General features: G+C 67.5%; 16 protein-coding genes and 1 pseudogene. 15 read left to right on the top strand and 2 right to left on the bottom strand.

Annotated features, from left to right (window positions below; translation table 11 throughout):
• From MTBUT4_RS11490 to MTBUT4_RS11470, 5 genes and pseudogenes are all read left to right on the top strand, one after another.
• Nucleotides 1-171 (top strand): transposase domain-containing protein (locus tag MTBUT4_RS11490; RefSeq protein WP_173979838.1); only part of this gene is annotated, 171 nt, incomplete at its 5' end.
• A 443-nt stretch (nucleotides 172-614) separates the two neighbouring features.
• Nucleotides 615-1739 (top strand): GGDEF domain-containing protein, encoded by a 1125-nt coding sequence (locus MTBUT4_RS11485; RefSeq protein ID WP_173979837.1) that lies wholly within the window; start codon nucleotides 615-617, stop codon nucleotides 1737-1739.
• Between the two features lie 99 nt (nucleotides 1740-1838).
• Nucleotides 1839-1925 (top strand): annotated as a pseudogene (locus tag MTBUT4_RS19905) (transposase); the annotation flags it as partial.
• The gene (locus tag MTBUT4_RS11475; RefSeq protein ID WP_173979836.1) at nucleotides 1915-2409 is read left to right on the top strand and encodes an RNA-binding protein; all 495 of its coding nucleotides are present in this window, start codon (nucleotides 1915-1917) and stop codon (nucleotides 2407-2409) included. The pseudogene MTBUT4_RS19905 and the gene MTBUT4_RS11475, both read left to right, overlap by 11 nt.
• Before the next feature lie 299 nt (nucleotides 2410-2708).
• Nucleotides 2709-4004 carry an ammonium transporter gene (locus MTBUT4_RS11470; protein WP_173979835.1) on the top strand — a complete coding sequence of 432 codons (1296 nt, stop codon included), beginning with the start codon at nucleotides 2709-2711 and terminating at the stop codon, nucleotides 4002-4004.
• Between the two features lie 39 nt (nucleotides 4005-4043).
• On the opposite strand, the gene MTBUT4_RS11465 is transcribed toward MTBUT4_RS11470, so the two are convergent.
• Complete coding sequence (locus MTBUT4_RS11465; protein WP_173979834.1) at nucleotides 4044-4514, bottom strand: MarR family winged helix-turn-helix transcriptional regulator; 471 nt, start codon at nucleotides 4512-4514, stop codon at nucleotides 4044-4046.
• A 234-nt stretch (nucleotides 4515-4748) separates the two neighbouring features.
• On the opposite strand from MTBUT4_RS11465, the gene MTBUT4_RS11460 reads away from it, so the two are divergent.
• From MTBUT4_RS11460 to MTBUT4_RS11435, 6 genes are all read left to right on the top strand, one after another.
• Nucleotides 4749-5435: a fumarylacetoacetate hydrolase family protein gene (locus MTBUT4_RS11460; RefSeq protein ID WP_173979833.1), complete on the top strand. Its 687-nt coding sequence runs from the start codon at nucleotides 4749-4751 to the stop codon at nucleotides 5433-5435.
• 65 nt (nucleotides 5436-5500) lie between these two features.
• A complete protein-coding gene (locus tag MTBUT4_RS11455) occupies nucleotides 5501-6976 on the top strand; it encodes a hypothetical protein (RefSeq protein ID WP_173979832.1) in 1476 nt (491 codons plus the stop codon).
• Between the two features lie 226 nt (nucleotides 6977-7202).
• Nucleotides 7203-8648 (top strand): hypothetical protein, encoded by a 1446-nt coding sequence (locus tag MTBUT4_RS11450; RefSeq protein WP_173979831.1) that lies wholly within the window; start codon nucleotides 7203-7205, stop codon nucleotides 8646-8648.
• Between the two features lie 80 nt (nucleotides 8649-8728).
• Nucleotides 8729-9076 carry a hypothetical protein gene (locus MTBUT4_RS11445; protein ID WP_173979830.1) on the top strand — a complete coding sequence of 116 codons (348 nt, stop codon included), beginning with the start codon at nucleotides 8729-8731 and terminating at the stop codon, nucleotides 9074-9076.
• Nucleotides 9077-9086: 10 nt separating this feature from the next.
• Nucleotides 9087-9773: a C39 family peptidase gene (locus MTBUT4_RS11440; protein ID WP_173979829.1), complete on the top strand. Its 687-nt coding sequence runs from the start codon at nucleotides 9087-9089 to the stop codon at nucleotides 9771-9773.
• Between the two features lie 31 nt (nucleotides 9774-9804).
• On the top strand, nucleotides 9805-10362 hold the full coding sequence (locus MTBUT4_RS11435; protein WP_173979828.1) for a hypothetical protein: 558 nt from the start codon (nucleotides 9805-9807) through the stop codon (nucleotides 10360-10362).
• Nucleotides 10363-10712: 350 nt separating this feature from the next.
• On the opposite strand, the gene MTBUT4_RS11430 is transcribed toward MTBUT4_RS11435, so the two are convergent.
• Nucleotides 10713-11849, bottom strand: a complete 1137-nt coding sequence (locus MTBUT4_RS11430) for a transporter (RefSeq protein ID WP_217424155.1) — start codon at nucleotides 11847-11849, stop codon at nucleotides 10713-10715.
• 301 nt (nucleotides 11850-12150) lie between these two features.
• On the opposite strand from MTBUT4_RS11430, the gene MTBUT4_RS11425 reads away from it, so the two are divergent.
• The 4 genes from MTBUT4_RS11425 (at nucleotide 12151) to MTBUT4_RS11410 (ending at nucleotide 18309) form a co-directional block, all read left to right on the top strand.
• Nucleotides 12151-13254 carry a sigma-54-dependent Fis family transcriptional regulator gene (locus MTBUT4_RS11425; RefSeq protein ID WP_173979827.1) on the top strand — a complete coding sequence of 368 codons (1104 nt, stop codon included), beginning with the start codon at nucleotides 12151-12153 and terminating at the stop codon, nucleotides 13252-13254.
• Between the two features lie 128 nt (nucleotides 13255-13382).
• Nucleotides 13383-13931 carry a TetR/AcrR family transcriptional regulator gene (locus MTBUT4_RS11420; RefSeq protein WP_173979826.1) on the top strand — a complete coding sequence of 183 codons (549 nt, stop codon included), beginning with the start codon at nucleotides 13383-13385 and terminating at the stop codon, nucleotides 13929-13931.
• Nucleotides 13928-15031 carry an efflux RND transporter periplasmic adaptor subunit gene (locus MTBUT4_RS11415; RefSeq protein ID WP_173979825.1) on the top strand — a complete coding sequence of 368 codons (1104 nt, stop codon included), beginning with the start codon at nucleotides 13928-13930 and terminating at the stop codon, nucleotides 15029-15031. The genes MTBUT4_RS11420 and MTBUT4_RS11415 overlap by 4 nt, the downstream gene beginning before the upstream one ends.
• 188 nt (nucleotides 15032-15219) lie before the next feature.
• Nucleotides 15220-18309: an efflux RND transporter permease subunit gene (locus MTBUT4_RS11410; protein WP_173979824.1), complete on the top strand. Its 3090-nt coding sequence runs from the start codon at nucleotides 15220-15222 to the stop codon at nucleotides 18307-18309.
• Nucleotides 18310-18619: the final 310 nt, after the last annotated feature.

Genomic DNA, 18619 nt, shown 5'->3' with positions numbered 1-18619 from the left:
GCCGCCTCCATGTACAGCCTCATCGTCACCGCCAAGATGAACGACATCGATCCGCAAGCCTGGCTGGCCGATGTCCTTGCACGGATCGCGGGTCACCCCGCCAGCCGCATCGACGAGCTCCTGCCCTGGAACTGGCGGAACGCCAACCCGGCCTCCGCCGTCGCCGCCTGACGCCGCCCCCCCCTGCGTCCTTCACCGGATGGATACGCTTTGATGTGGCTCTCGACGGTTTCGATCCACCGAAGCATCTCGTCGGGCAATTCCGCTAGGTCTTCGACGTTCAAGTCGGGGTTCGAAAGGCGGGCATATGCGCCCGACACGTTGCGAAATGGGCTGGAATCGCGTCGCAGGAGAACACAAAGGCGGTCGGGGCGGCGTCCATGCCGCGATGGTAGACACCATCGCGCCATTCCACCTTCCAGTTGGACCGGAATTTGGCTAATCTGGCGTCAATCAGGGGCGGATGGACCGTCCATCTGGGAAAAGTCGGGTTAACAATTTTCCGGTAGAAGATTGTTCGAATAAACTAAATCCCTTGGATTTGGCAAGGAAGTGGAATGCGCACAGCTTTAGAGACACTCCGAAGCCTACGATCCAGATTGTCTGAGGGGCGCTTGATTGATCTCGTCACGGAGCGCCACCATGCGCCCTATTTGACGCGCCACCGCATGGAGGCGGTGGTATCGCGAGTCAGGATGGTTGCCGTAGCCTTTTCACTTCTCACTTTGTTGTGGATTGGACTGGATGTCGCCACCCTCGAACTCAGTCAGTGGGTTCCCATTGCTATTTTTCGGATCATTGCCGTTATTGCTTTTATTGCATTAGCAACAGTCAAGGAAGTAGAGCGAAGCCGCACTGCAACGCTCACAATGCTCGGGGTAATTCTCTCCATACCCATGGCGTTGTTCTGCATTGCCAGTTTTGTTCTTGATGGAACGACACTTGATGGCTTGGCTGCCATTAATATGCGACTCTATAATTCCTTGCCATTTATTGTGCTTGCAGGCTTATGTATTTTTCCGCTCGTTGTAACTGAAGGCATTTTATTCGCGGTGCCCGTCGCGATTACGGTCGCATTGATTCAAATTCTGTCTGTCGGATTGACCACTGTTCATTTGGTTTCAACGCTCTGGGTGTTGGGGCTTTCTTTGGGCATCTACATGCTGGCAAGCGCCATTCAGCTCCATTACATGATGGCGCTGCTTCGTCGGGCGAGCCACGATCCGCTCACCGGCGCTCTCACTCGGCGCAGCGGGGCAGAGGTCATCGAACTGCATTTCAGACTGGCTTGTGAGCAGGATGCACCTTTCGCCATCGCCTTTTTGGATATCGATGATTTCAAGGGACTGAACGATGTTTATGGGCATGAAGCGGGAGACCAAGCTCTGCGCAATGCCGCCACAGCACTCGGCAAGTCCTTGCGCCAAGCAGATTCACTTGTTCGATGGGGCGGTGAAGAGTTTGTAATTGTTATGACAAACACCAACCTTGATGGTGTCAGGATTGCGATGGGACGAGTGATTTGTGATTGGCTGGGCAATCGTCCCGATGGGGCACCTTTGACAGCCAGCATAGGCGTTTCTGAACGAATTTCCGATTCTGCTCAGGACTGGTCGGAATTAATTCGACTGGCTGATGAGCGGATGTATGCGGCCAAAAAAAATGGTAAAGCACGATGTCTGATGACTGGCGGCGAAATGTTGACGCCCGCGACTGTAAAAACTGAACACATCTCATAGCCCAAGAATGGATGGGGTCGCAATGGCTGGCCACCCTGCTGGACGAAGCCAAGGTCGACGTGCTGGCCCACATGGCCTTCCTGGCCGCCCGAAAGCCCTACCAACCCGCTGGAACGCTTGAACCACGAGATCAAACGCCGCTCCAAGGTGGTCGGCATCTTCCCCACTCACCGGCATGTACAACGTGCTGGTCAAGCTGCGGGCGGGCCTGCCTTTGGACGACGACGACCGCGCCGTCAACGACAAGGGCCTGGTCAACACCCTGCGCCAGATCCACGACCGGATCGACGCCGCCGTGGCCGATGCCTATGGCTGGCCGGTGGACCTTGGCGACGCCGACATCCTGGCCCGCGTGGTGGCCTTGAACAAGCAGCGGTGGGAAGAAGAGGTGGCGGGGAAAATCCGCTACCTGCGTCCCGAGTTCCGGACCGGCCGCGCCGCCGCCCCCGCCCAGACCAAGCTGGCGGTCGAGGTGGACCAGGGCGCCGCCGAGGCCACCGCCGACAAGGCGCCATGGCCCAAGACCCTGCCCGACCAGGTCCAGGCCATCCGCGCCGCCCTCGCCCGCCTGGGCGAGCAGCCCTCGGTCGAGGCCATCGCCAGACAGTTCAAGGGCGCCAAGCGCGACCGCGTGGCCGAAATCCTGCAGGCCATGGCGGTGATGGGGTAACGGACCTCGCCGTGGCGGCGAAAGAATTGACCAAATCTTGGGCGTGTGCGGTTTCTGCCTGTTTTATGCACTGCCGCGCCCGGTGTCGGCCAGCCGTCATCGGTCATTCGCCTAGCGGGCGGGCAATTTTCGGCCCAAGGCGCCCAATTCCGCGGCACAGCCACCTTGCACGAATTATAGGCATGGCGACAAACGGCTGTTCCATCAGCCTTTTCGCGCGGTTTCCCGGTCTGGCATAGGGCTTGATAGCGGCCCGCCACCCTGCCGCCGGCAGGGCCTGGGAGGAGGCGAGGTTCGACATGGACGTGACGAGAACGGGGGCAGATGTACTGTTCGTCCTCTTGGGGGCGGTCATGGTGTTGGCGATGCATGCCGGTTTCGCCTTTCTTGAGGTCGGCACCGTGCGCAAGAAGAACCAGGTCAACGCCCTGGTGAAGATTCTCACCGATTTCGCGGTCTCCACCACCGCCTATTTCTTCGTCGGCTACGCCGTCGCCTACGGCATCGGCTTCTTCGCCTCGGCCCCGGTCCTGGTGGGCAAGGTCGAAGGCGCGGGCTTCGCCGCCAACGGCTACGATCTGGTGAAGTTCTTCTTCCTCGCCACCTTCGCCGCCGCCATTCCCGCCATCATCTCAGGGGGAATCGCCGAGCGCGCCCGGTTCTGGTCGCAGCTGGCCGCCACCTCGATCCTGGTGGCGTTGGTCTATCCCCTGTTCGAGGGCATGGTGTGGGGCACCCGGCTGGGCTTCCAGGAGCTGGTGACCGCCACCTTCGGCCTGGCCTTCCACGACTTCGCCGGCTCGGTGGTGGTCCACGCGGTCGGCGGCTGGATCGCGCTGGGAGCGGTGCTGATGCTGGGGGCGCGCAAGGGCCGCTACCGCAAGGACGGCCACGTCATCGCCATCCCGCCCTCCAACATCCCGTTCCTGGCCCTGGGCTCGTGGGTGCTGTGCGTCGGCTGGTTCGGCTTCAACGTCATGAGCGCCCAGGCCATCGACGGCATTTCCGGTCTGGTCGCCATGAACTCCCTGATGGCCATGGTCGGCGGCATCCTGGCCAGCCTGGTGGTCGGGCGCAACGACCCCGGCTTCGTCCATAACGGCGCCCTGGCCGGTCTGGTGGCGGTGTGCGCCGGCTCGGACGTGATGCACCCCATCGGCGCCTTCGCTACCGGCGGCATCGCCGGGGCGCTGTTCGTGTGGGCCTTCAACCAGTGCCAGAACAAGTGGCGGATCGACGACGTGCTGGGCGTCTGGGCGCTGCACGGCCTGTGCGGCACCATGGGCGGCATCGCCGCCGGCATCTTCGGCCAGGAGGCGCTGGGCGGGCTGGGCGGCGTCAGCCTGGGTGCCCAGGTGTTCGGCACCCTGACCGGCGCCGGCTTCGGCTTCGCCGCCGGCCTGGCGGTCTATGGCGGCCTCAAGGCGACCATCGGCATCCGCCTGACCGAGGAGGACGAGTTCATGGGCGCCGATCTGGCGGTGCACCAGATCACCGCCTATCCCGAGGAGGCGACCACCGTCCACGACGATGCCGGCCCGCTGGCCATCCGCGCCGCCATGGGCGGGGCGGCCCACAACAGCCTGCATGGGTAGAGGTTGGGGGCTCCGCCCGGCGGGCGGCGCCCCCCTCCGTCAGTATCCGCCCTTCAGACTGCCGGCGCGCTCGAACCCCGCCTCGCCGGCGACGTTGCCGTAGAGGCGCTGCAGCAGCCCCTTGAGGGTGCGGACCTCCTCTTCGCTCATGCCGGCGATGGCCTCGCTTTCCGAGTGCAGGGCGTGCGGCACGATGCCTTCCGCCATGCGCCGGCCCTCGGCGGTCAGGGCGACCAGCACGGCGCGGGCATCCTGACCCGAGCGGCGGCGGGTGACCAGCGCCTTGGCCTCCATGGACGCGGCGATGCGCGACAGCGTGGAGAGCTCGATGGCGGTAAGGCGGGCAAGATCGCCCAGCCGCTGTTCGCCCTCGTCCAGCAGCGCCGCCATCACCCGCCACATGGGCAGGGTGATGCCGAAGCGGTCGAGCTCACGCGAAAGGTTGTGCGCGAGCGATACTCCCGCACGGCTTAGTAGATAGGGCACATAGTCCCCGAGTTGGAATCGCACGCGATGACCTCCCTCCCTCGTGGCGGATTTCCGCCACTTTATTGAATTGGCGGTCCGTCCCGGATGCCTGAGACCCAGGCATCCGGGACGGACCGCCGGCTGCTCTCTTTTTTCGGAGCATGCACATTTTGCAGGTTCAATGATTTCCAACCGGGGGGTGGTGTCAAGGGGATTGTCCGCCGCCGCCCCAAGGGTGCATTCTGGGCAGTGCCGCAGCCCACTCGCGAGGATGGCATGTCCCCCACCCTGTTCCAGATTTCCCATCCCGTCGTGCCGGTTCTCGGCGAAACCGCCGCCTATCCGGTGCGGCGCATCTTCTGCGTCGGGCGCAATTATGCCGCCCATGCCCGCGAGATGGGCTCGGACCCCACCCGCGAGGCCCCCTGCTACTTCACCAAGTCGGCCGATTCGGTGGTTCCCGGCGGCGGCCCGGTGCCCTACCCGCCCGGCACCGCCAACCTGCACCACGAGGTGGAGCTGGTGGTGGCGCTGGGTGCGCCGGTGTTCCGCGCCAACGCCGCCACAGCCGCCGGCGCGGTGTTCGGCCATGCGGTCGGCCTCGACCTCACCCGCCGCGACCTGCAGCTGGCGGCCAAGGACCTGGGGCAGCCCTGGGATCTCGGCAAGTCGTTCGAGTTCTCGGCACCCGTCTCGCCGCTGCGCCGCGCCGCCGCGCCGGTGCTGGCCGCCCGCATCGAACTGGCGGTCAACGGGACGGTGCGCCAGTCGGCCGATGTCGCCGACATGACCTGGTCGGTGCCCGAGGTGATCGCCCATCTGTCGCGGTTCTACCACCTGGGTCCGGGCGACCTGATCTTCACCGGCACCCCCGAAGGCGTCGGGCCGGTGGTTCCCGGCGACCGGATCGAGGCCCGAATCGACGGAATCGGCGAACTGGCGGTCGATATCACCGTCGGCTGATCCTGTTTGCCCGCCACGGCTTTTGCGCTAGGCTGTCCTCATCGTCTGGGAGGGCCGGAGCCACCATGGGAATCGAGGACAAGGCAGCGCCCGAATCGGGCGGCGGCGATGACGGCGATTACTGCGCCACGGTCGAGGACTTCTACACCCCGGCCGCCCGCGAGGTCATCGCCCGCACCCTGTCCACCTTCTGCGACCAGTTGATCGTCACGCCCGGCGAACTGATCCATTCGGCCAAGGCGTTGAAGCGCCTGGGCGATGCCGGCCGCGTCCTGATGAACGCGGTCGACAAGGTCGGCACCGCCCAGGCCCAGCGCCGCGGCGAGAGCCCGGTCAGCCGCATCCGGGACCTGCACGCGCTGGTCTCGGCCGGCATCCGCAAGGCCTGGGACGAGGACAAGGAACGGCCGGTGCCGCCGGTCAAGCCCGACACCTTCCTGGAGGTGGCGGCCAAGGTGGGCGGCAGCGGTCCCCAGCGCGACTACCAGGTGGGCCGCTTGCTGGCCGAGGCCCTGGCCGTCCACAAGACCTGGCGCGACAAGGTCGCCGCCCTGACGCAGATGGCCGCGGCGGCCGAGGGCCGCGACGAACGCGCCGTGATCGAGCAATGGCTGGCCGAGGCGCTGCGCAGCGAGCCGGCCATGGACCAGATGCTGGGCTTCCCCGACCGGCAGGAGGACCGTTGCGGCGACCTGATCGACATCGTTCGCGGCACCTGGCAAATGCGCGATTCCGCCGCGCCGGTGATGGCCGAACTGATGCGGCTGATGGAGGACGGCAAGGCCCCGTCCGTCCGCGCCGCCTTCGAATTCGCGCTGATGCGCACCCTGGCCGGCAAGGAGCCGCTGCGCTCGGCCGAGCCCGAGCCCGAGATCCAGGCGGTGTTCGACCTGTTCCGCCGCATGTGGGCGAACGGCCAGTTGCTGGGCGGGGCCAAGGCGCTGGCCCTGATCGAGCGCCGCCAGTCGCGCTGCATGAGCACCGAGACGGTCACCGACCTGCTGCGCGAGCGCCGGGTCCAGGCCGACCGCCTGGCCTTCCTGATGACCCTGGCCGGACTTGCCGTCGGCGCCTCCAACCGGGCCACCGTCAAGGGCTTCGTCGACCACTATTTCGGCGACAAGGACTTCGTCCCGCGGGTGGCCGGCGGCCAGGAGCCGCCGGTGCCGAAGATGCAGACCCTGACCGGCATCCATCGGGCGCTGAAGGCCTCGTGGCTGCCCGACGGCGACAAGCAGGCGGCGATGGCGGCGGTCGAGGCGGCGCAGACCGACCTGCTCAAGCGCGCCCGGCTGTTCGAGCAGATCGAGAAGAAGTCGGGCGGCCCGGCGCAACGGGTGCTCACCCTGCTCGACCTCTGCCGCAAGGGCACCTTCATCGACGGCGGACCGCTGGACGCGGTGCGCGGAATCATCCGCGTCGGCCTGGCCGATGCCGGGTTCACCGCCGACTATCTGGGCGGCGCCACCGGCGAGGAGCGTGAGCGCAAGCTGGCCATCCTGGACAAGACCCTGGCCGCCTTCGGCCTCTCGCGCCCCTGAAAACTGTCGCGCTCCGGAACACATCGTCCCGCCGCCGTTACACCCGCCGTCCCCGGCGCCGCCCCCTTCCCTGCCGGAATTCCGTTCATTTTCAAGCCTCTGCCCGTCGCCCAGGCAACTGGCACGGCGGTTGCCTTAGACGATGCGGCCTTGCCGGCCCGGCGCCTCTGTCGGACCGCACGGGCCGGGAAGTCGACTTCGTCAGGCAATGCCACAAGGAGGCGAAATGAAGAAGGCTATGTTGATGGGCGTGTCGGGTGCGGCCATGCTGATCGCCGCGTCCGCCCAGGCCGATGGTGTCATCGGCCAGAGCCAGGCCTTTCATGCGGCCAACTCGCAGGATCAGTACCAGGGCGCGCTGGCGTCGGCCGAAGGCGGCAGCGCCTCGGCTCCGTCCAAGAGCCACCATTACGGCATGAGCAACGGCAGCTCGGCCTCCGGTGCCGATGCCTACGCCAAGGCCAAGCAGGGCCAGGACCAGGACCAGGACCTGTCCGGGTCGCAGTCGCAATACGTCAAGCTGCCCGACATCGAGGTCGATGTCGATGTCGCCATGCCGGGCAACGGCTCGGGCGGCGCGGCCGGCCCGTCCGGTGACGGCGGCGACGGCGGCAACCAGGTTTCCGGCGGCGAAGGCAACTACACCCAGTCGCCCCGGGTCAGCGGCGGCACCGACAACGCGGTGGCGACGTTCCGCTCCCGCGCCGCTGCCAACGTCGATGGTGACGCCATTCTCGGCGACAACGTCAACAACAACTCCTTCAACGTCAGCATGACCAACACCACCACCCAGACCGGCATCAACACCCCCGGCAGCATCTCCATCAGCACCGGCAACAATGCCGGCGGTACCGCCACCGGCGGCTCCAACGACCTGAGCCAGAACGGCTATGCCACCAGCATGGGCGGGGCCGGCGACGCCACCTCGACCAGCGGTCCGGTCTATGGCGGCGACGGCGGCCATGGCGGCCTGGGCGTGGCGGTGTCGGCCAATCTCGGCAAGCAGGACGCCTCGTCCTATGCCAAGAGCAGCGGCGGCGACGGCAAGGCCTATAGCAGCGCCTACGGCAAGTCGGACGCCGATTCGTATGCCAAGGCCGGGTCGGCGGCGGCTTCCGCCAATCTGGGCAAGGCCAGCAACTCCTCCTCGGCCGGCGGCAGCGGTTCGTCGCCGTCCTGGGGCTACAAGCACGGCCAGTCGGGCTCGGGCTCCAGCGCCATGGGCGAAGCCGGCCTGATGCAGGACGCCAAGGCGTGGGCCAACGCCTTCGCCAAGCCTACCGCCAAGTCCACCAACGAGGTCGGTTCCGCCGCCCTCGGCATGGGCGGCGCCGGCGGCGACCAGATGACCAAGGCCGATAACGGCCTCGACCAGGCGGCCCATTCCATGGCGGCCGGTGGCGAGGGCGGTGCCGGCGGCGACACCATGGTCAAGTCCGCCTCGCGCGGCGGCGACCTGGCCCAGATGACCGGTCTGGAGCAGAGCCTGAACGGTGCCACCGGCGCCACTTCGGGCGGCAACGGCGGCAATTCCTCGGTGCAGTTCTCGACCGGTTCCATCGGCGCCATCAGCCTGGGCACCGTGTCGGGCATCACCAACGTCGCCCAGAGCACCGGCATCGCCTCGACCCAGCTGACCTCGTTCAGCATCAACGCCCACACCACCTTCTGACCCCTCGACGCCGGCGGGACCCCAAGCCTCGGGCGCCCGCCGGCGCCCTTTTCCTTTGTGCGACCCGTGGGGAGAGAGCCATGCGCGAGACCATCGCCCTTGCCGCCATCCTTCTCTGCGCCGCCGGCACCGCGCCGGCCGGCGAGCTGGAGCTTGGCGGTGCCATGCCCGTCACCGAACTGGAGGGCAGCCGCGGCGGCACCGACAGCGGCGGCGACATCGTCGGCAGCCTGCTGCAGAACAACGAGGCCAACCAGACCGCCGGCAACACCGGTAATATCAGCGTCAGCCAGGGCGCCGCCAAGTCCAACGGCACCATCCATGCCGCCCAGGTCAACGGCAACCACGGCATCACCGCGGTGATGCAGAACACCGGCGACATGGTCAACATGAACAACGCCACCAGCGTCAACGTCTACATGCGCTGAGGGGGCGGCCATGAACGCACGCATCGCCGCGGCCCTGCTGATTCTGGCAGCGCCCGCATTCCCCGCCAAGGCCGGCGAGGTCGGATTCGCCCTGCCCTCGGGCAATCTGGGGGTATCCGTCGCCAGCCTGCGCGAGGCCCGCTTCCGGGGCGTGGTGCGCCAGGAACGCGACTATTCCTGCGGCTCGGCGGCGGTGGCGACGCTGCTCACCCATCATTACCGCCGCCCGATCACCGAGGCCGAGGTCTTCACCGCCATGTACGCCGCCGGTGACCAGGAGACCATCCGGCGCCAGGGCTTCTCGCTGCTCGACATGCAGCGCTACCTCGCCACCCTGGGCCTCAAGGCCGACGGCTATCGCGTCGGCCTCGACAAGCTGATCGATGTCGGCGTCCCCGCCATCACCCTCATCACCATCAGGGGCTACAGCCACTTCGTGGTGATCAAGGGCGTCGAGGGCGGCGACGTGCTGGTGGGCGACCCGGCCATGGGTGTGCGCGCCGTGCCCAGGGCCGAGTTCGAATCCCAGTGGCAGGGCGTGCTGTTCGTCGTCCGCGACGACATCGACATCGGCCGAATGTTGTTCAACCGGCCGGCCGACTGGGCGGTACGGCGCAAGGCGCCGTTCGGCACCGCGCTGTCGCGCCAGGGGCTGTCGACCCTGTGGGTCGCGCTGCCCGGACTCTTCGAGTTCTGACGGACACCGAAAGACGGGGAGAACACCGACCATGAGTCCACTCCAGGCCTGTTCCACCACCGCCATCCTTGCCGCCTCGCTCTTCGCCGCCCTGCCGGCCTCGGCCGCCATCGCCTCGGATCCCTTCTCCGGCCTCGACGCCCTGGGCGGCGACGAACTGGGCCGTGCCCGCGGCGGCATGATGATCAACGGCATTCCGGTCAACTTCGCGGTGGTCATCCGCACCACCATCGAAGGCGCCATGGCCCAGGGGATGCCGGCCGGACTGCAGACCACCCTCAGCGTCGATGATTACGGCGCCCTGGCCGGCGCCACCACCATCCCGATCGGCACCGCCGCCGTCCCGGCCGATCCCAAGGCCGGCGCCGTGGCCATGACCCTGCCCAGCGGTACCTCGATCCTGCACCAGGTGGTCGATGGCCAGATCCAGGCCCTGATCGCCAACATGGACGACGGCGTCAGCCTCTATCACCGCACCGAGGTCAACGTCGAACTGCCCGGCTTCAGCCAGATCAGCCAGACCTGGCAGGTCAGTTCCGCCGCCGCCCGCATGGGCCGCGACGCCGCCCAGCTGGGACTGGGGCGGTAGCTTTTCCCACCGAAAACCGAAAAAATAGCCCCTCCCCTTGATGGGGAGGGGTTTGGGGCGGGGTGGAGCCGCACACTCAGGGGCATGACCCGTATTTCCGTGTCGTGCCAACGGAATGGCCACCGTATTCGTATCTGGCGGTGGACTTGCCACAGAGACACAGAGACACAGAGAAGGCACAGAGGAAAAATATTTCTCCTTCTCTGTGCACCCTCTGTGGCTCTGTGGCTCTGTGGTGAATAAACTTTTCCACATGGCAATGCCGACGGCGAGCGATACCGGCTTGGTCGGCATCCGTTATTGTCCCTGCCTCCCCCCGGCTTTGCCAGAGGGAGGGGGACCTTCGAGTTTCAGAACAGATTGATGGCGATGGGCAGGCGGGCCATCAGGCGGACGTCGGGGGCATCCTCGGTGACGCCGACGCCCACCGACAGGTTGAGCGCCATGGCATCGTCGATCTGCCAGCTGGTCCCGAAGGTCAGCGAGCCGACCGACAGCGCCTCGGATTCGAATTCCCCCTCGGCGAAGGTGGTCTGGCTCTTCAAGATCCAGTCGTGCTGGTAGCCGATCGAGAACGACACCTTCTCGTTCAGGGACAGCCCCATGCCGACGCCGAAGCGGATGGCGTCGCCGGGATCGACCGTCTCGACGGTGCGGTTGTTGGAGACCCGCTTGCCGATGTCGCGCTCGACGTTCCACAGATAGCCGATATTGGCGAAGAACACCGCCGGGTCCGAGGGCGCCACCACCGTCAATGACGGCTCGAAGCCCCAGAAGCCCGAGCCGGTGGCCAGTTCCTCCTCGATGCCCTGGGCATTGCGCGAGACGTCGAAGGGACCGGTGCCGGTGATGCTCTTGGCGCGGAAATTGGCGACCAGAAAGGGCCAGCCGGCGGCGCCGTCGTTGATCTGCCAGTGCAGCGCCCCCTCGATGTCGCCCAGCCCGTGATCGGTGAGCGAGGTGGTGGCGGCAATGGTGCTGGTGTTGACCACCGTGTTGGTGGTGCTGTCGTCGCGGTACATGTAGGGAATGCGCAGCTCGGCCTCGATGCGGTTGGTGACGCCGTAGCGCAGGCCCAGCGTGGCGGTGACCGAATCGCGGTCGGCCTGGGTGGCCTCGATGGACCCCACCAGCACGGTGTCGAGGATGGCGACGCCGCCGACCACGAACCGGTTGACGTCGGTATGGGTGTATTCGACCGAGGGCTCGACCACCAACACGCCGGCCCGGGTCAGCACGCCGGCCGCCTCGGGCTCGGGCGGCGCCGAACTCTCCCGCCGGGCCTCGGCCTCGCGCGCCTGGGCCAGTTGACGCTGGGCGGCGATGCGTTCCGCCTCGACGCGGCGCCGCTCGGCCAGTTCCTCGTCGGTCGGCACCACCACCACCGGCAGTTCGCCGCCGCCCTCGTCGGCCGCCCGGGCCGTTCCCTCGAGGCCGACGAGCAATGCCGCCGCCGCCACGGCCGTCACAATGGTCGGACGAAACATCACCCTCGCCTCCTCACGCTGTCTGCCGGATGCCGACGACCATATCCGGGTGGCCCCGCCGAAGGGCGGTCGCATCGGTCCTATAGGGCGGGTGTCGCTATGCCGGGCGTCGCCTATGGCCTCCCGGGTCCCGGACGGATGACCGCTGCCCCATCTCGCCGAGAGGGCGCCCGAACGGGTGGCGGCTCGGCCGGAGGGCTGTCCCGGATTGGGAGGCGACCCCCTCGGAAGATGGTGTGAAACCTGCCTTGCGTCTCTGCGACACTCCCCGCCGACGGACGAACCCGACGGAGGTCCAGCGGTGAAATCACTCGACATCGGCGACGTATGCCTGACCAGCGAGACCCTGGCGGCGCTGGGCGCCGATGCGCTAGCCCTTCTCCTGCTTGAGCAGGCCCGGCGCGATCCCGACCTCGCCGAGCGGCTGCGGCCGGTGGCCGAGCGCGGCGCGGCGCGGCCGCAGCCCGGCGACGTGCCGATGGTGGGTGAAAGCCCGGCCATGCGCCGCCTGCTCGAGACCATCGCCAAGATCGCCGGCACCGACGCGCCGGTGCTGATCACCGGCGAAAGCGGCACCGGCAAGGAGCTGGCGGCCATCTCCATCCACCGCCGCTCGGCCCGCGCCTCGGGTCCCTTCGTCCCCATCAACTGCGCCGCCCTGCCCAAGAGCCTGATCGCCAGCGAGCTGTTCGGCCACGAGAAGGGCGCCTTCACCGGTGCCGACCAGCGCCGCATCGGCCGCATCCAGGCGGGCGACCGCGGCACCCTGTTCCTCGACGAGATCGGCGATCTTCCCCTCGACCTGCAGGCGCACCTGCTGCGGTTCCTGCAGGAAAGCACCATCGACCGGCTGGGCGGGGTGCACCCCATCAAGGTCGACGTGCGCGTGATCGCCGCCACCAACGTGCCGCTCAGGAAGGCGGTGGCCGAGGGCCGCTTCCGCGAGGACCTGTTCTTCCGCCTCAACGTCCTGACCATCGAGATGCCGCCGCTGCGCGAACGCGGCGACGACGTCGAGCACCTGGCGCGCACCTTCTGCGCCCGCTTCGCCCGCGAGGGCGGACGCCCCCTGCTCGGCCTCGCCCCCGAGGCGATGGCGGCGGTCCGGCGCCACCCCTGGCCGGGCAACGTGCGCGAACTGATCGCCGCCATGCGCCGCGCCGTGGTGATGGCCGACGGGCCGTGGGTGATGGCCGACGACCTGGGCCTGCCCGAGGGTGGCGACGGCGCCGGCGCCACCTCGCTGGAGGCGGCCCGGCGCGACGTCGAGGCCAATTTGATCCGCCAGGCGCTGTCGGCCCACCGCCACAACGTCAAGCGCACCGCCGAGCATCTGGGGGTGTCGCGGGTCACCCTGTACCGCCTGCTCGACAAGCACGGGATCGACCCACGCGGAAACGAATGATCCCCTGCCCCCCTTCTTGCGCATTCCCCCCCTGCGGATTCGCGGGATGACATCGGCCGGCGGCGGTGCCATATGAACCCGGCCGGGCGGTAAACCGTCCGGACGGTACAGTACCAGCCCGAGACACCATGTCCGCTCCCGCCACGCGCGAGAAGATCATCGACGCCGCCATGACCATCGTCCGCGACCAGGGCGTGGCGCGCCTCACCCTGGACGAGGCGGCGCGCATCGCCGGCATGTCCAAGGGCGGCGTGCTCTATCATTTCAAGACCAAGGACGACCTCATCCGCGCCATGGTGCAGCGGATGATCGACGCCTGCGACGCGCTGCACCACGAATACTATCTGGCCGAGCCCGAGGGGTCCTACCGCTGGGCCCGCACGGTGGTACGCACAGCCTTCGACCCCAACGGCCCGGCCGCCGATCCGGTGGGCGGGGCGCTGCTGGCGGCGGTGGCGGTGAACCCCGAACTGATGGCGCCGCTGCAGGCCAAGTACCGCGAATGGCTCGAACGGGTCGAAAGCGACAGCCCCGATTTCGCCCTGGCGTCTCTGGTCTGCCTGGCCATGGACGGCTACGTGTTCGACCGCATGCTCGGGCTGCCCATGTGTGACGACGACCATTGCCGGCGGGTCAGGGACACCGCGCTGGCCCTGCTGACGGGAGAGCGGCGATGAACGCCAGACGGATGATCGTGATGCTGGCCGGCGCCGGCGTGCTGTTCGGCGGGGTGATCGGGTTCGTGAAGTTCCGCGAACACATGATCCAGCAATATTTCGCCACCATGCCCAAGCCGGTCTTCGTCGTCACCGCCGAGCCGGCGACGGTGGAGCACTGGCAGGAGACGGTGCCGGCGGTGGGCACGCTGCGGGCGGTCAACGGGGTCGATATCAGCGCCTCGGTGGCCGGACTGGTCCGGGAGATCGCCTTCGAGTCCGGCCAGCCGGTGCGCAAGGGCCACGTGCTGCTCCGCCTCGACGCCGAGGTGGAACGCAGCAACCTGCGCTCGGCCCAGGCCGATGCCGATCTGGCCCGCATCTCGGCCGAACGCCAGCGCACCCTGGTGCGCACCGACACGGTCAGCCGCGCGGCGCTGGACAAGGCCGAGGCCGAGCTGAAGGTGCGCGAGGCGGCGGTGGCCGGCTACAAGGCGGTGATCGACAAGAAGACCGTGCAGGCCCCGTTCGACGGAATCGTCGGCGTGCGCAAGGTCGATCTCGGCCAGTACCTGCAGCCCGGCCAGGCCATCGTCAGCCTGCAGGATCTGTCGGTCCTGCTGGCCGACTTCACGGTGTCGCAGCGCGACCTGGGCGCCCTGAAGCCGGACGAGCCCATCCGCCTGACCACCGATTCGTGGCCCGGCCGCGTCTTCGAGGGCACCATCTCGGCGGTGGAGCCCAGGGTCGATGCGGCAACCGGCATGATCGCGGCCCAGGCCCGCTTCCCCAATCCCGACGGGGCGCTGCGGCCGGGCATGTTCGCCCGTGTCGAGGTGGTGCGCGCGGCGGTGGCCGAGGTGGTGACGGTGCCGGTTTCGGCCGTTTCCTACAACCTGCACGGCGACGCGGTGTTCCTGGTGCGCGACGGCGAGGGCGACGCCAGGACGGCGGAGCGCGCGGTGGTCGCCCTGGGCGAGCGGCGCGAGGGCCGGGTCGCCATCCTCAGCGGGGTCAAGGCCGGAGACCTGGTGGTGACGGCCGGCCAGCTCAAGCTGGAGAACGGCTCGCGGATCGAGATGGCCGAGACCGATCCCCTGAAGCAGGCCAGCGCCAGGTAGGGCGATGTTGAAAATGTACCGGACGATCCGGCCAGGATGCTTCGAGACGGCCGCCTGGCGGCGACCTCCTCAGCATGAAGCAGTTATTTCCACACAGTAGCCTCATCCTGAGGAAGCCGCGAAGCGGCTGTCTCGAAGGATCAGGCGGGCCAAGAACGTTTTTTCGCCTGGCCGCGAGGAGAAGTTCAATGTTCGACATCTTCATCAAGCGGCCGGTTCTGGCCTCGGTGATCAGCCTGCTGATCCTGTTCGTCGGGCTGCGCGCGCTGCTGCTGCTGCCCGTGCGCCAGTATCCGGAAATGAAGAACACGGTGATCACCATCACCACCACCCTGCCGGGCGCCGATGCCGACCTGATCCAGGGCTTCATCACCCAGCCCATGCAGAAGGCGGTGGCCACCGCCGCCGGGCTGGACTACCTGACCTCGCGCTCGGTCCAGGGGATGAGCGAGATCAAGGCCTATGTGCGGCTCAACGAGGACCCCGACGCCGCCATGACCGAGGTGATGAGCAAGGCGGCCGAGGTGCGCTCGGTGCTGCCGCGCGGCATCAACGATCCGGTGATCAAGAAGGAGACCGGCCAGACCTTCGCCTCGGCCTACCTCGCCTTCTCGTCCGACCGCCTGAGCCAGGAGCAGATCACCGACTATGTCAGCCGGGTGGTCCAGCCCAAGCTGTCGGCGGTGCCGGGTGTGGCCAATCCCGAACTGTTCGGCGGCCAGAAATTTTCCATGCGGGTGTGGCTGGACCCGGAAAAGCTGGCCCAGTACGGCCTGGGCGCCGAGGACGTGCGCAACGCCCTGACCAGCAACAACTTCACCGCCGCCGCCGGCTCGACCAAGGGCGCCTTCGACGTGATGCCGACCCAGGCCGAGACCGACCTGACCTCGGTCGAGGAGTTCAAGGCGCTGGTGGTGAAGCATGTGGGCGCCCGGCTGGTGCGCCTGGGCGACGTCGCCGAAGTCAGCCTGGGGGCCGAGAACGACGACATGGCGGTGTTCGCCAGTGGCGAGCGGGCCATCTTCATCGGCGTCTACACCACCCCCGAGGCCAATCCGCTGACCGTCATCCGCCAGGTGCGGGAAGAGGCGCTGCCGGCCATCGCCGCCCAGCTGCCGCCAGGGCTGAAATCCCAGCTCGCCTATGATTCGACCCTGTTCATCGAGGCCGCCATCCGCGAGGTGGTGATCACCATCGCCGAGGCGGCGGTGATCGTCATGGTCGTCATCTTCGCCTTCATGGGCTCGGCCCGGTCGGTGATGATCCCGGTGGTGACGGTGCCGCTGTCGCTGATCGGCGTCGCCCTGTTCCTGCTCGCCTTCGGCTTCTCCATCAACCTGCTGACCCTGCTGGCCATGGTGCTGGCCATCGGGCTGGTGGTGGACGACGCCATCGTGGTGGTGGAGAACGTCCACCGTCACATCGAGGGCGGCAAGTCGCCGTTCCAGGCGGCCATCGTCGGCACCCGCGAGATCGCCGGGCCGGTGATGGCGATGACCATCACCCTGGCCGCCGTCTACGCCCCCATCGCCTTCATGGCCGGCCTGACCGGCGCCTTGTTCAAGGAATTCGCCCTCGCCCTGGCCGGCTCGGTCATCGTCTCCGGCGTGGTGGCGCTGACCCTGTCGCCGATGATGTGCTCGAAGGTGCTGAAGCACGACGAGGACAAGCGCGGCCTGCCCGCCCGCATCGACGCCGGCTTCGCCGCCGTGCAGCGGCGCTACCTGCGCTGGCTGTCGGCCTCGCTGGCCGACCGGCCGACCACCCTGGTGTTCGCCCTGGTGGTGGTGGCGGTGCTGCCGTTCCTGTTCAGGGCGGTGCCGGCCGAGCTGGCGCCGGAAGAGGATCAGGGGGTGCTGTTCACCGCCTTCAACGGCCCGGCCTCGGCCAACATCGACTACATGGAGGCCTTCGTCCACCAGATCGACCGCTCCCTGCGCGCCTTCCCCGAGGTCAAGGAATCCTTCCTGATCGCCGGCCTGGGCTCGGTCTCGCAGGGCTTCGGCGGCGCGGTGACCCAGCCCTGGGACCAGCGCGATGCGTCAACCAAGGAGTTGACGCCCATGGTCCAGCAGGCCCTGGACAAGGTCGCCGGGGTCAAGGCCAGCGTCTTCGCACCGCCACCCCTGCCCGGCTCGGACGGCCTGCCGGTGCAGTTCGTGGTCACCTCCACCGCCGATTACCGCACCCTGAACGAGCTGCAGGCCGAAATGCTGACGCGGGCCCAGGCGGCCGGCCTGTTCGCCTTCATCGATTCCGACCTCAAGTTCGAAAGCCCGCAGACGGTGGTCGACATCGACCGCGACAAGGCCGCCGCCTTCGGGATCAGCATGCAGCAGATCGGCGAGGTGCTGGCGACCATGACCGGCGGCAACTACGTCAACCTGGTCAACCTGCAGGGCCGGTCCTACCAGGTTATTCCGCAGGTGCCGCAGGAATACCGGCTCAAGCCGGCGCAGCTGGGGCGCTACCACGTCCGCGCCGGCGACGGCACCACCCTGCCGCTGTCGTCGCTGGTGACCCTGCGCCAGGAGATCAAGCCGGTCTCGCTCAACCAGTTCAACCAGCTCAATTCCTTCACCATCCAGGCCTTCCCCATGCCCGGCGTGGCGCTGGGCCAGGCGTTGTCCTTCCTGGACGGACTCGCCGCCGAGGTGCTGCCGCAGGGGGTGACCACCGACACCGCCGGCCAGTCGCGCCAGTACATCCAGGAAGGCAGCGCGCTGGTCGCCACCTTCGTCTTCGCCCTGGTCATCATCTTCCTGGTGCTGGCCGCCCAGTTCGAGAGCTTCCGCGATCCGCTGGTGATCCTGGTCTCGGTGCCGCTCAGCTTGTGCGGCGCGCTGATCCCGCTGGCCCTGGGCGTGGCCAGCATGAACATCTACACCCAGGTCGGCCTGGTCACCCTGATCGGGCTGATCAGCAAGCACGGCATCCTCATCTGCGAGGTGGCGCGCGAGCGCCAGGAGCAGGAGGGCCTGAGCCGCGCCGAGGCGGTCACGGTGGCGGCGGGCCTGCGCCTGCGCCCCATCCTGATGACCACCGCGGCCATGGTCACCGGCCTGATCCCGCTGCTGTTCGCCTCGGGCGCCGGCGCCGCCAGCCGCTTCTCCATCGCCGTGGTGATCGTCTCCGGCATGAGCGTGGGCACCCTGTTCACCCTGTTCGTGCTGCCGGTGATCTACACCTTCCTGGCCACCGACCGGCGCAAGCCGACCACCGCCGAGATCGAGGAAAAGGCCCAGGCCAAGCTGGCCGAGGTGGAGCCGGCGGAATAGGCTTCTCCTACTTACTCCCCTCCCTTACTCCCCTCCCCTTGATGGGGAGGGGTCCCCCCCTTTTTACTCCCCTCCCCTTGATGGGGAGGGGTTCCCCCCTTTTTACTCCCCTCCCCTTGATGGGGAGGGGTTGGGGGCGGGGTGAGGTCCGCGACAGCGCCGACGCGGTTCCCCCCCACCCCAACCCTCCCCCGCAAGGGGGGAGAGGGTTTTTTCGTTTTCAACACCTTAGCAGTCACTTTAGAGCGGATTTCGAACGTCACGAATCGCAAGGGATTCCCAAGGGGCTGAAAATCTGATTCAAGATTCC

Source organism: Magnetospirillum sp. UT-4 (assembly GCF_902729435.1).
Classification (GTDB): Bacteria; Pseudomonadota; Alphaproteobacteria; order Rhodospirillales; family Magnetospirillaceae; genus Magnetospirillum.
Note: the sequence above shows the minus strand (reverse complement) of the source record. Positions and strands in the feature narration are given on the sequence as shown.

Coding starts and splice junctions, on each gene's coding strand:
- MTBUT4_RS11470 (WP_173979835.1), top strand. CDS start 2,709: ATGGACGTGACGAGAACGGGGGCAGATGTACTGTTCGTCCTCTTGGGG.
- MTBUT4_RS11460 (WP_173979833.1), top strand. CDS start 4,749: ATGTCCCCCACCCTGTTCCAGATTTCCCATCCCGTCGTGCCGGTTCTC.
- MTBUT4_RS11410 (WP_173979824.1), top strand. CDS start 15,220: ATGTTCGACATCTTCATCAAGCGGCCGGTTCTGGCCTCGGTGATCAGC.
- MTBUT4_RS11420 (WP_173979826.1), top strand. CDS start 13,383: ATGTCCGCTCCCGCCACGCGCGAGAAGATCATCGACGCCGCCATGACC.
- MTBUT4_RS11415 (WP_173979825.1), top strand. CDS start 13,928: ATGAACGCCAGACGGATGATCGTGATGCTGGCCGGCGCCGGCGTGCTG.
- MTBUT4_RS11445 (WP_173979830.1), top strand. CDS start 8,729: ATGCGCGAGACCATCGCCCTTGCCGCCATCCTTCTCTGCGCCGCCGGC.
- MTBUT4_RS11435 (WP_173979828.1), top strand. CDS start 9,805: ATGAGTCCACTCCAGGCCTGTTCCACCACCGCCATCCTTGCCGCCTCG.
- MTBUT4_RS11440 (WP_173979829.1), top strand. CDS start 9,087: ATGAACGCACGCATCGCCGCGGCCCTGCTGATTCTGGCAGCGCCCGCA.
- MTBUT4_RS11450 (WP_173979831.1), top strand. CDS start 7,203: ATGAAGAAGGCTATGTTGATGGGCGTGTCGGGTGCGGCCATGCTGATC.
- MTBUT4_RS11430 (WP_217424155.1), bottom strand. CDS start 11,849: ATGTTTCGTCCGACCATTGTGACGGCCGTGGCGGCGGCGGCATTGCTC.
- MTBUT4_RS11455 (WP_173979832.1), top strand. CDS start 5,501: ATGGGAATCGAGGACAAGGCAGCGCCCGAATCGGGCGGCGGCGATGAC.
- MTBUT4_RS11475 (WP_173979836.1), top strand. CDS start 1,915: ATGTACAACGTGCTGGTCAAGCTGCGGGCGGGCCTGCCTTTGGACGAC.